The organism is Flavobacterium sp. MR2016-29 (assembly GCF_015350695.1).
GTDB lineage: Bacteria > Bacteroidota > Bacteroidia > Flavobacteriales > Flavobacteriaceae > Flavobacterium.
The window spans coordinates 806,057-818,586 of sequence record NZ_JADKPU010000001.1 but is presented as its reverse complement, the minus strand read 5'-3'; the positions used below and the strand labels follow the sequence as shown (position 1 = coordinate 818,586).

General features: G+C 33.8%; 11 protein-coding genes. 4 read left to right on the top strand and 7 right to left on the bottom strand.

The window, feature by feature from the left end:
- Nucleotides 1-244: 244 nt before the first annotated feature.
- A complete protein-coding gene (gcvT, locus tag IR010_RS03700; protein ID WP_194566798.1) occupies nt 245-1,327 on the bottom strand; it encodes a glycine cleavage system aminomethyltransferase GcvT in 1,083 nt (360 codons plus the stop codon).
- Between the two features lie 296 nt (nt 1,328-1,623).
- On the opposite strand from gcvT, the gene IR010_RS03695 reads away from it, so the two are divergent.
- The 3 genes from IR010_RS03695 to IR010_RS03685 all read left to right on the top strand — a co-directional run bounded on the left by IR010_RS03695 (nt 1,624) and on the right by IR010_RS03685 (nt 3,857).
- Nucleotides 1,624-2,469, top strand: coding sequence for an NAD(P)H-hydrate dehydratase (locus tag IR010_RS03695; RefSeq protein ID WP_194601702.1), 846 nt, complete (start codon nt 1,624-1,626; stop codon nt 2,467-2,469).
- A 232-nt stretch (nt 2,470-2,701) separates the two neighbouring features.
- Nucleotides 2,702-3,484 (top strand): HipA family kinase, encoded by a 783-nt coding sequence (locus IR010_RS03690; protein WP_194601699.1) that lies wholly within the window; start codon nt 2,702-2,704, stop codon nt 3,482-3,484.
- The gene (locus tag IR010_RS03685; protein ID WP_194566795.1) at nt 3,474-3,857 is read left to right on the top strand and encodes a DUF3037 domain-containing protein; all 384 of its coding nucleotides are present in this window, start codon (nt 3,474-3,476) and stop codon (nt 3,855-3,857) included. The genes IR010_RS03690 and IR010_RS03685 overlap by 11 nt, the downstream gene beginning before the upstream one ends.
- Nucleotides 3,858-4,223: 366 nt before the next feature.
- Here the strand turns inward: IR010_RS03685 and IR010_RS03680 are convergent, their stop codons facing one another.
- Nucleotides 4,224-5,333 carry a polysaccharide lyase family 1 protein gene (locus IR010_RS03680; protein ID WP_194601696.1) on the bottom strand — a complete coding sequence of 370 codons (1,110 nt, stop codon included), beginning with the start codon at nt 5,331-5,333 and terminating at the stop codon, nt 4,224-4,226.
- Between the two features lie 228 nt (nt 5,334-5,561).
- Between IR010_RS03680 and IR010_RS03675 the strand changes: the two genes are divergently transcribed.
- Nucleotides 5,562-6,131, top strand: a complete 570-nt coding sequence (locus tag IR010_RS03675) for a Crp/Fnr family transcriptional regulator (RefSeq protein ID WP_194601693.1) — start codon at nt 5,562-5,564, stop codon at nt 6,129-6,131.
- Nucleotides 6,132-6,286: 155 nt separating this feature from the next.
- On the opposite strand, the gene IR010_RS03670 is transcribed toward IR010_RS03675, so the two are convergent.
- The 5 genes from IR010_RS03670 to thrC all read right to left on the bottom strand — a co-directional run bounded on the left by IR010_RS03670 (nt 6,287) and on the right by thrC (nt 12,503).
- Nucleotides 6,287-6,793, bottom strand: a complete 507-nt coding sequence (locus IR010_RS03670; RefSeq protein ID WP_194601690.1) for a GNAT family N-acetyltransferase — start codon at nt 6,791-6,793, stop codon at nt 6,287-6,289.
- 47 nt (nt 6,794-6,840) lie between these two features.
- Nucleotides 6,841-8,370 (bottom strand): S10 family peptidase, encoded by a 1,530-nt coding sequence (locus tag IR010_RS03665; protein ID WP_194601687.1) that lies wholly within the window; start codon nt 8,368-8,370, stop codon nt 6,841-6,843.
- A gap of 229 nt (nt 8,371-8,599) precedes the next feature.
- On the bottom strand, nt 8,600-9,187 hold the full coding sequence (locus IR010_RS03660; protein WP_194601684.1) for a hypothetical protein: 588 nt from the start codon (nt 9,185-9,187) through the stop codon (nt 8,600-8,602).
- Nucleotides 9,188-9,665: 478 nt separating this feature from the next.
- Entirely contained in the window at nt 9,666-10,943 is a 1,278-nt protein-coding gene (locus IR010_RS03655; RefSeq protein WP_194601681.1) for a hypothetical protein, read from the bottom strand.
- 270 nt (nt 10,944-11,213) lie between these two features.
- On the bottom strand, nt 11,214-12,503 hold the full coding sequence (gene thrC / locus IR010_RS03650) for a threonine synthase (protein ID WP_194601678.1): 1,290 nt from the start codon (nt 12,501-12,503) through the stop codon (nt 11,214-11,216).
- Between the last annotated feature and the right edge of the window lie 27 nt (nt 12,504-12,530).

The following is a 12,530-nucleotide window of genomic DNA, read 5'->3' as shown; positions in this document are numbered from 1 at the left end:
GCAAACAAAAATAACAGCCAAATTTTTTTCATAAACAATAACTTAATACATCTACATTAAAGTTACGTTTATTTTTTGATAATGGTTTATATTATTTCTAAAAAATCTTACAGATAATAAATCATAAAATGTCACAGATTAAAAATAGTATTTAGAATAAACCGTGTAATCTTTTTAATCTCGGGCAAAAAAAAAATGCATTACCATAATAGTAATGCATTTCGCAGTATTTTTATTCTTACAATTATTTTTTGTAAAAAGGCAGTTTTACCACTTTTGCTGGAACATCATTTTTTCTAATTCTGATAAAAATGTCGCTGTCAATTGCGCTATTGTTTACAGTAACATACCCTAAACCAATTCCTTTATTCATAGAAGGAGACATTGTTCCAGAAGTTACAATACCAATTACAGCACCTTCTGCGTCTACAATTTCGTAATCATGTCTTGGTACAGCGCGTTCTTGCATTTCAAAAGCCACTAATTTTTTAGAAACACCCTCTTCTTTTTGTTTTTTAAGATTATCAGAGTTTGTAAAATCTTTAGTGAATTTAGTAATCCAGCCTAAACCAGCTTCAAGAGGAGATGTTGTATCATTAATATCATTTCCGTATAGGCAGAATCCCATTTCTAAACGTAAGGTATCGCGGGCTGCAAGTCCAATTGGTTTGATTCCGAAAGCAGCACCAGCTTCAAAAACTTTATTCCAAACTTGTTCTGCTTCGCTGTTTTTGCAGTAAATTTCAAATCCTCCAGAACCAGTATATCCTGTAGCAGAAATAATTACGTGCTCAATTCCAGCAAAATCACCTACTTCAAAATGATAATACGGAATTGCTGCTAAATCTACAGAAGTCAAAGCCTGCATTGCCTCAACAGCTTTTGGTCCTTGAATTGCTAATAATGAATAATCATCAGAAAGGTTTTTCATCTCAACATCCAAATCATTTTGCGATGAAATCCAGTTCCAGTCTTTTTCAATATTAGAAGCATTTACAACAAGTAAATACTGCTCTTCTTTCATTTTATATATGATCAAATCATCAACGATTCCGCCATCATTGTTTGGCAGGCAAGAATATTGCGCTTTTCCAATTGTCAAAGTAGAAGCATCATTCGAAGTCACTTTCTGAATCAAAGCCAAAGCGTTTGGTCCAGTAAGTAAAAATTCACCCATGTGCGAAACGTCAAAAACGCCCACACTGTTACGAACTGTTTCGTGTTCAGCATTTACGCCTTCGTAAGTAATAGGCATATTGTAACCGGCAAAAGGCAGCATTTTCGCTCCCAAACTCTCATGTATGTGCGTAAGCGCAGTATTTTTCATTGTGTTCTTTTATAAAATTGTGTCGCAAATTTATTCAAAAAATATCGAAAATCACTAGTCAAAATTATAAAATTCGCAATAATCAGGAGCTATTTCCAGCTTTCCGTTTCAAGTCCTCATAAAAAAAGCAAAGTTTCTAATGTTCTAAAAAGAGCTTCCTTCGGTCGCTTTTTCAGAACAAGAAACTTTTGCTTTTTTTACTCCGGGCTTTCCACTGCAATCTGGGCTAGGATCGAGAGCTTAACAAAATCTTTATTCTTTAATTTTTGCGTAACTTTAATTCAAAATCATTCAAAATGAAAGATCCTTTTTTAATTACAAAAGAAGAAATACTGAAATTCTATAAACCAGTAAATTCTCATACACATAAAGGAATTCAGGGTCACGCCGTTATTATCGCCGGAAGTTACGGCAAAATAGGGGCAGCGGTTTTAGCATCAAAAGCTTGTCTGAAATCTGGCTGTGGACTCGTAACGACTTTTACGCCAAAATGTGGTTATCAAATTCTGCAGGTTTCCATTCCCGAAGTTATGGTGGTCACCGATGAAAATTCTAACTTTATAACTAATATTCAGATCCCGTTAATTCCACAGGCAATCGGAATTGGTCCTGGAATCGGGAAGGAGCTGGGCACTCAAAAAGCGTTATTTGAGTTTTTAAGAGTCAATAAAACACCTTTGGTTCTCGATGCAGATGCGTTGAATATTTTGGCAGAAAATCAATCTTGGCTTGAATTAATTCCAGAAAACACGATTTTGACACCACATCCAAAAGAACTAGAACGTTTAATTGGCAAGTGGAACTCAGATTCTGAAAAATTTCAAAAAACAATTGCTTTTTCTGAAAAGTATAAAGTTATTATGGTCATGAAAGGCGTACCTACTTTTATTATCAATAAAAATGAAGTTTACCAAAACACCACAGGAAACGCTGCTCTTGCGACAGCCGGAAGCGGTGACGTTTTAACCGGAATTATTACAAGTCTTCTTGCGCAAGGTTACGAACCAAAATATGCAGCAAAACTTGGTGTTTATATTCATGGTTTAACTGCAGATATTGCCTTGCCAGAAACGGGTTATGAATCTTTTATAGCTTCGAATATTATCGAGAATTTAGGGAAAGCTTTTTTGAGTTTGGCTTAACCGCAAAGAACGCAAATTATTACTAATAGAGATTTATTCTCATTTTTTGTCATCCTGAGCGAAGTCGAAGGACAGCAAAGATATTCCTCAAAGTTTAATTTCTTTGTCGAGTTACTTGCACCGCTTCGACCTCTCTCAGGGTGAGAAACTAAACAATACAATCTAAAAACAGCTTTGCTTTCTTTGCGTAAACCTTTGCGCTCTTTGCGGTTAAATTACTAAGTTTGTAACTATGAAAAACAACTTCGATCTCAGAACGGTAAATGTTACACGTTATATCACGCCATTGCGAGAAGGCGGTTCTTTACCCGCTTTGGCAGAAGCCGATGACGACTTTAAATACGTATTAAAATTCAAAGGTGCTGGTCACGGCGTAAAAGCTTTGATAGCCGAATTAGTTGGCGGACAAATTGCAAAAGCCTTAAAATTGCAACTTCCGGAATTAGTTTTCGCCAATCTCGATGAAGCTTTTGGAAGAACCGAAGCCGATGAAGAAATTCAGGATTTACTGCAAGGAAGCCAGGGATTAAATCTGGCACTTCATTTTTTATCTGGTGCCATTACATTTGATCCTGTTGTTACAACTGTCGATGCTAAATTGGCGTCGCAGATTGTTTGGCTTGATGCTTATATTACAAATGTAGACCGAACTTTCAAAAACACTAATATGCTGATTTGGCATAAAGAATTATGGTTGATTGATCACGGGGCCTGTTTGTATTTTCATCATTCTTGGAACAATTGGGAACAGCATGCTAAAAGTCCGTTTGCGTTAATAAAAGACCATGTTTTATTGCCTCAGGCCTCACTTTTAAAAGAAGTCGATGCTGCATTTAAAGCGCTTTTAACAGAAGAAATTCTGGAAGAAATTGTAAACACAATTCCGCAAGAATGGCTGCAATGGGAAGATACCGATGAAACGCCAGAAGCTTTGCGCAATGTATATTTACAGTTTTTAAAGACACGACTAAATAATTCCGAAATCTTTGTAAATCAGGCTCAAAATGCAAGATAATCACTTATATGAATATGCTGTGATTCGTGTTGTACCAAGGGTAGAGCGCGAAGAATTCCTGAATATCGGAATCATTTTATTTTGCAAAAAAGCTAAATTTATTAAGGTATTATCGCATATTGACGATGCTAAAATTGAAGCGCTTTCTAGCGATTTCGACATTGAACAGCTGCATTGTAATGTAACCGCACTTAAAAAAATTGCAGCCGGAGATAAAGATGGCGGACCAATTGGCGAAATGGATATTCCATCTCGTTTTCGCTGGCTTACAGCAATTCGAAGTTCAGCAATTCAAACTTCAAGGCCACATTCAGGACTTTGCGAAGATTTAGAAAAAACGGTTCAAAGATTGTTTGAAGAAATGGTTCTTTAAGGAAGGTTCAAAGAGACAAAGGTTCAAAGGGACAAAGGTTCAAAGGGACAAAGGTTCAAAGAGACAAAGGTTCAAAGGTTTTTATTTGATTGAGATAATCTACTCATTTCTGTCATTTCGATCCCGAAGCCTTGGGATCGAAATGACAAAATAAAAACCTGAAACCTGAAACCTGAAACCTGAAACCTGAAACCTGAAACCTGAAACCTGAAACCTGAAACCTGAAACCTGAAACCTGAAACCTCAAACCTGAAACCTGAAACTTGAAACAAAAAAACTGAAAACTAAAAAAACCACGAACTACATCACTGTAATTCGTGGTTAAAAAAAAACTAAACTAACTCATATTTTGCTATCCAGAGTTTATTAGAATGAACCGCAGGTGTTACCAGAAAAAGTAGCACCAGCTCCAGCAGTAACATCAGCCTTAACAGCAGATGCTGCAAGTGTTACAATTGTATATGGAGGAGTAAAAGCGGTTTTGCTTCCTAATTGATTACCGCTTGTATTGGTAAAAAGATTTCCAACCGCGGTAACTGCTGTATAACCTGTCATTAAATCTATTGGTGTTTTTACACCTTCAAAAGAATTGTTTTCTACACGGATATTAGCTTCAAAACCAGCTGCAATACATTTATTGCTTACTGTACTATTAAAGTAATTGTTGATTAAATGCACTTGGCCAAAACGTACTCTTGGCATTCTTTCTTTACAGCCAGGAGCCCACCAGCAACGAGCAAAAGTTATTCTTAATTTTCCGCGATCTCCAGTTGCTCCATCGCTTGAACCAATTAAGTTCGAATATCTGTGATCATCAGAACCTCCAGAACCTCCAGCTTTCGGCGGTTTTAGATAGTGAAATTTAGAATAAGTAACCGAGATATAATCTGATTTGTTTTTGATGTCGAAGTTTCCGTCAACACCATCTCTAAATTCGCAGTGGTCGACCCATACATTTGTACATTCATCCAGAATTGCATTATCCCAGCCGTCAGTATCATATGCACCGGGACCTTCAAAAATAAGGTTTCTGATAATAATGTTCTTGCATCTTTTAATGTTGATGATTCCAGAAGCATCTTTTGTCTGATTAGTCGAAACCAATTTTGCACCGCTTGTACCATAAATGGTTTTGCCAGTTTGATCTTGGAAAGACAATCTTGCTGTAATGGTGATTGTACCAGTTACTTTAATAACTTTTACAGAACTGCTCTCAATTGCTGCTTTTAATTGGGCGTAAGTTGTAACTGTTGTTTCAGCAGAAGTTCCTCCGCCAGTTGTTCCGCCGTTTTGAGAAGCCCATCCCGGAACTTGAGCGCAGTTGCCCACTTTTGCAGTAATACCAGTAGGAGTGGCCACATCAGTTTCGACAATTGCGCTTTCACTACTTGGTGAAGCAATTTCTTCCGTATTACAGCTTGTAAAGCTTAATACAAGTGCTAATAGTAACACTGACCATTTTGATGTAAATTTCATAATAAAGATTTGGGGTTTATAAATATTTAACAGTACAAATCTGCTTATAATAATTATTAAAAAAGTTGAACAAGTTCAATGTTTTACAAAAAAATTAGGATAAAATGTTTTTTTAACAATTGTTAAGTGACAAAAAAGCGTAAAAAAAGTATTTTTACGTAATCGATTACATCATTTTTAATTCATTCAACTACTTACGCCCCCGAGTAAGAATAAAACTAAAAACAAATGTACAAAGCCCTCAGATTAAACATTGAACGAAAAATTAACCTAACAAATGAAGAATGGAAAAACATTGTAGAGAAAGCAGAATTTATTAAGCTCAAAAAAAATGAGTTTCTGCAAATTCAGGACTCAAATAACTCTTACGAAGGATTTATTTTAAAGGGATCGTTTAAAACCTACATTCTAAACGATAACGGAACTGAAAGTGTGATTTTCTTCTCCTTTGAAAACGAATGGATGTGTGATCTCGAAAGTTTTTACCATCAAAAACTGACGACTTACAACATAAAAGCGTTAGAAGACAGTGAGATTTTAGTTATCAGTAAAACAAACAAAACGCTTTTGTTTGAGCAAGTGCCAAAGCTGATTCAGTTTCACATTATTATGGTTGAGAAAGCAAATGTTGCCATTCAGCAAAGACTTTTAGATGTATTAAACAAAAAATCGAAGCAAAGATATTTGGAATTCGTAGAACGTTATCCCAATAAAATTGACAAAATCAACAACAGAAATTTATCCTCATATCTGGGAGTGTCGCATGAATTTTTGTCAAAGATTAAAAAGAGTTTCTAAGTTTTTTAGTTTCTAAGTTTTTTTTATCTAAAGTAAAAATCTCTCAAAGACGCAGAGTCGCAAAGTTTAAATTTTCTTTTCGACTCTGTGTGTTTGAGAGATTAAAAACCCTTGCGACTTCTAGTAATTCTTCGTGTTCTTTGTGGTAAAATCCCTTAAATTTTTTTCTCTAAAAAGACAAACTCCAAAGGCGAATCTGAAATATTAATATGAATATCGCTTGAAGGAAAAGGTTCTCTTTGGCCAGTTTCTGCGTAACCGTGGCGTTTGTACCAAGCAATAAGTTCTGAACGAACCGAAACAACCGTCATAATAATACTCGACAATCCTAAAGCTTTAGCCTGATTTTCGGCTTCAGCCAACATCTTTTTTCCGATACCGCCATTTTGCAATTCAGGTGAAACAGTCAACATTCCTAAATACAATTGATGTTCTTTCTCAACTAATAAAACTGAGCCAATAATTTTTTCATTGGCTGTAAACTTCAGGAACGTATTTTTAGTATCTAAAATGATTTCGGTCAATTCTTCTTCGGTTGTTCTTTTTCCTTCTAATAAATGAGCTTCTGTAGTCCACCCTTTTTTAGAGGTTTCGCCTCTGTATGCTGAATTGATTAAGGTTGTTAATGCTGGAATGTCTTCTAGTAATGCTTTTGTAATCATGAATTATAATAGTTGTAATTTAGCTTCTTTAGGATTAGAAACCAGCCTTAATATTTTGCAGGTTCGTTAGCTTTAGGTAATGATTGTTTGATGAATGTTCTGATGTCTTCATTTGCAGTTTCTAAGTCAGCTTTTCTTAAATACATCATATGACCACTTCTGTAGCCTTTCCATGACATTCTATCCGTTAATTTTCCGCTTGTATCCATTTGCCATAAATCGTATTTAGCGTTAAAGTAATCACAGGCTCCGTCATAATATCCTGATTGCACCATTACGTGTAAATACGGATTTTGTGCCATGGCTTGTCTTAAGTTTTCTCCTGTTTTATCATTAGTTCTGTCCCAAGGATGCACAGGGCCAAACATATTGTATTTAAAATCAGTTTTGTAGTTAAGATTATTACGTACATACATATTGATAGCAGGCGTAAACGAATGCAGCCAAGACGTAAGTTCGGCATTAAAATCAGGACTTTCGCCAGAGTCTTTGCGGTCAATTCCTTTATATCTTGAATCCAGTCTTCCTACTGTGTAGCCTTTATCTCTTAAGAGCTCTTTCCAAAAATAATCGTAAGGAAGGTCTAAATTGTTTTGCAGGATAACTTTCTCTGAAATACCAGAATAACGTGCTATTTTAGCAGCAATTTCTTTTCTTTTTTGCTCGTCTAAAAATCCACCTTTGCTCAGCGCAGGAAGAAGTTCGTTTATCGTAAAATCTTCCACCTCAGGCAGCATATCGGTTAAATCTTTGTTTTGGAGATCAGGACTAAGCATTTTGTGATACCAGGCAGTCGCTGCAAAATAAGGTAATTTAAGAGCGGCAGTAGAAACAACACCACGCGTTATTCCTAAATCAGTGGGAGACACCAAAATTACTCCGTTAAGATACATCCATTGATTGTTTTGTAATTGAAGCGCCAATCCGGAAACTCGAGTGGTTCCATAACTTTCACCTATTAGGTATTTAGGAGAAGCCCAACGATTGGTGCGGGTTACAAAACCATTGATCCAATCGGCTAAGTATTTAATGTCGGCATTTACGCCAAAGAATTTTGTAGTAGGGATTTCTTTGCTTGTAGGTCTTGAATAAGCTGTGTTAACAGGGTTTACAAAAACGATATCAGCAACATCTAAAATAGAATAAGGGTTTTCTTTTATTCCGTAAGGCTGCACAGGGTAGCCTTCATCATCAATATTTAACAAACTTGGTCCCGTATAAGCAATCTCCATCCAAACCGAAGCAGATCCAGGGCCGCCATTGAATGAAATAACTAAAGGACGTGAATCTCTATCTTTTACATCAGAACGCTCATAATACGTATAGAATAATCCGGCAATTGCTTTTCCGTCTTCGTCCCAAACTGGCATAGTACCTGTTGTTGATTTATAAGCAACTTTCTGACCTTTTATTGTGGTTGTATGATTGGTGATGACTTGAGAATCTGGATTGAAAGTAAGGTTTGCAGGTGAATTTTCTTCCTTAGCAGGAGGAGTAGAGGCAGGTTTTGGTTTTGAATCCTGAGCATATGAAGTAAAAAATCCAGCTAAAAGAAATAAGAGTAATGTTTTTTTCATAGAATTAGGGTTTGTTATAGAATTTTGATGCTCTAAATAGGTATTTAATTAGAGTTTTTAAAGATATAAAAAAATACTAAGTGATGATTTCTAAGCGGAATAACTAAGAAAGTTTTTAACTGAGAAGTAGAAAAAGGAAAATGTGACTTGCTACGATTTTTTATTTGTTTAAGAAGGAAGAAATAGTTTTTTGTTTTATTTTGCTGGTGCGAGAGTCTATGATATCCAATTAATAATTTGGAATGTTTTTTTTGACTTTTTCAAGTACTTGATTTTCTTTTTCAATCACCTTTTCAAAAGGAGATTTTTTTGGTAAATGATCGTTTTGATATTTTTCTATAAGAGGAAAGGTTAAAATAATTTTTAAAGCCGTATGATAGTTTGTTATTTCGGTTCTTCTTTTATTAATTGTTGTTACCAGATTTTCCACTTCAGACTTCTTGCCATCATACTTAGTTGAACTATTTTTGATTAAGTTTAGAATTTTATTTTTCAAAATACTGTCTCTAATTCCTTCCGCATGACCTGTGGCAGATGTATAATAATTATCAGATTTACGATCATAATCATTAAAAATAGCGGTAGTGTCTCCTGGGTTTATTGAGTTCAATTCATCTTCTAAATTTTTCAGTTCCGGAGATTTATTTACAAGCTCCTGATATAAATCATCGACCAAATCATCTCCTTTTCTGAATCTGCCTATATCAATGCTTTTCTCTTGTAATGCCTTTGGTTCTTGATTATTACTAGCGTTATTCTCGTTTTTTTGACAAGAGAAAAAAAGAGCTAATGAAAATAGTATTAATAATTTTTTCATGATTGAATTTTTAGGTTGAATTGAAACGAATCTACAAAAACTTACTGATTTTAAATAAATGTTTTTAAAGATAATTTAAGGAAATGTCTGAAAAAAAAATGCAATTTATGTTGAACACAAACTGCAATTGCTGCCGCAAGCGAGCAAACTATAGAGCTTCTAAATTTGAGTTGCCTCCAGCTTTAGCTGGAGAACAAAATTGCAATAGTAGAAATGGCTTTAGTCTAATCTTAACTTTTTTGGCTAAAGCCGATTGAATGTCCATAAAAAAACTCCAGCTAAAGCTGGGGTCTATTGAATATTTTTCAATGTAGTTTAATTATTGTTTGCATGATCTCTTGCTAATTTCCTTTGCTAGCGCGAGCGTCCCGCTCGTGCACGTTCCAATTGGTTTTTGAATTTATTTGTCTTCACGAGCGGGACGCTCGCGCTAGCTAGTGGGCAAATTGCTTGTAGCGTGTGTTGTAGGAAGTTTTTCTTATAGGTCTAAAATATCTGTGACGTACTCAACTGGTTTTATATATATATTAAATAAGAATCTTGCTTTTTTTTCTCGTGTAATTAATTTATTTCTTAATGCTAGAATTTTATTTTTTAATTGAGTGGCTTCCGGTTCGTTCATTTTATAAATTACAATGTAATTATTGTCATTTGATAGGATGGAAAATTCATTCTTAGTGGTTACTATTTTATTTATAAATTGTTGAGAATGGTAAATACTATCGTAATATCTTAAGAGTTTATTATGGAGTTTAAAAATTTCGCTATTAGATTTAAATTTCGCCTTTATCGTACTTGTAAATTTTAAATCTTTATAAAATAACTTATCGAATCTAATTCGTAAAGTATCCATTTCAGTTAATTTTATAATTGTTTTTCGATGGTCAGAATCTATACTTGTAATATTTTGCTTTTCTAAATTTTTCAGTTTTTTTATAAACTTTTTTAAATCAGCACTATCAATTTTCATTAGTTTTAAGACTAAACGATTATTAGCAAATTGAGAATTTCTAAAATAAGCTTGATTATTTTTTACAGTTATAATATTTATGAAATACTTGTCATCAATAATTATATCGGAATAATTATATTTCAAATGAAAGTCATCATATTCAAGAGTAGGAGTTTGTAATGTAATTTTGTCCGCAAGTAAATCACTATCTGTAACGTTAGATGCAAATAAAACTAGTAAATATAAAAAAAGCATTTGAAATATGTAATTTGTTATGATCCATATTATTTTTTTATATATATTGATTTTTAAAATTATTGGTGGGATAATTATAATAGAACCCAATATTAGAATAACATAATTATCTATTAAAATGAATATACTTTCCATTTTAGTCCAATTCACTAGTAAAACTAATGCAATTAGAGGAATGTTAAATTGAATTTTTAGAACAAATATTAACTTAAATAAATTTTCACTTTTTAAATTTTTACACCATTTGTTTCGAAAAAAAATAAATGGAAAAAATAAAAAGGAAAATGGTATTAGAGTTAGAAATAATTCTAATATTGTTATGGGAATTACAAATTTGGAGTTATCAATAAGGAAAAAAATTATTACCGAATAATATATTACAACAAGTAAAAATAGATTATAAGTTTTCTCATTGTCATTATTGAGAATAATTTTTTTCCACGCAGAAATAGGTTTTGTATAAAGATTTACAACGTTTGTAAAATGAAAATCTAAATCCTTTAAGGTAAGCTTTGATAAAAAATCAAAGAACAATTTTATTTCATTCATAACTAAAATGTTTTTTCTTACTCATATTTCTAAAATTTACTGCAAAACATGTATATAGGAAACAAACCTTCGTATTTACACCTAAATTGGATTAGATAGTTGAAGGTTTAATTCATTTTCTATACTTTCAAATATATGTTTTTCTTACAAGATTTTTAAATTCAATAAAGAATAATTGATTTTATTTTTTTGAAAGGAAAAAATCTTAAAAAAATAAAAAAAACGACTGAAATAAATCTCAGTCGTTTAGTATATCAAAATATAAATAGATTACCCCAAAAAAGCCTTCAATTCCTCATAAGTTCCAATCCTCACACTCACTTTATCCTCATTCATAACACTCTCAATTTGTTCCGGAATCGGAAGTGTAATCCCCAAAGCAGGTTCCACAACATCCAGAAACTTAATAGGATGCGCGGTTTCTAAGAAAACACCAATCGCATTCTCATGTTTTTGCAATTCTTTTTTCAAACCTAAATAGCCAACGGCGCCGTGTGGTTCTGCGATATAACCGTTTGTGTTATAAATTTTCTTTAGAGCTTCAAGTGTTTGTTCGTCGGTATAGCTATAAGAAGAAAAGTCTTTTTCGAAAGCTTTTAAATCATTATTGTATAATTCCTGAATTCTGATAAAGTTGCTTGGGTTTCCAACATCCATAGCGTTAGAGATTGTCGCTTTAGAAGGTTTTGGATCGTATTTTCCGTTTTCTAAGAATCTTGGTACTGTGTCGTTTACGTTTGTAGATGCTACAAAATGTTCAATTGGCAAACCTAATTTCTTTGCCATAATTCCGGCACAGATATTTCCGAAGTTTCCGCTTGGACAAGAAAAAACTAAAGGTTTGTTTTGGCTTTTTAACGCTTTGTAAGCAAAGAAGAAATAAAACATTTGCGGTAACCAGCGCGCAATATTTATAGAATTGGCTGAAGTCAGGTTTTTATGCGCCAAAGTTTCATCTAAAAACGCTTTTTTTACCATATCCTGACAATCATCAAAAACACCGTTAACTTCAAGTGCTTTAATGTTTTGTCCTAAAGTAGTCAATTGTTTTTCCTGAATGTCGCTCACTTTTCCTGACGGATATAAAATGACAACATCAACACCGTCAACGCCTAGAAATCCGCTGGCTACTGCGCCTCCCGTATCGCCTGAAGTCGCCACTAAAACGGTGTTTTTGCTATTCTTTTTATCTTTATTAAAATACGCCAGACAACGCGACATAAAACGCGCTCCAACGTCTTTAAATGCCATTGTCGGACCGTGAAATAATTCTAACGAATAAATTCCGTTTTCAACTTCCACAACAGGGAAATCAAAACTCAAAGTCTCGGCAATAATTTCTCTTAAATGCGCCTCCGGAATCTCATCTCCAACAAATTGCTGCATGACATCAAAAGCAATATCGTTGTTGCTCAGATTTTCGATTACATTAAAAAATACCGGATTTAAAGGCGTAATATTTTCTGGGAAATATAATCCTTTATCGCTTGCTAATCCTTGTATTACAGCTTCTTTAAACGAAACCGTTGGTGCATTATGGTTTAAACTGTAGTATTTCATTTTGATTTTTATTTGAACACGAATTTC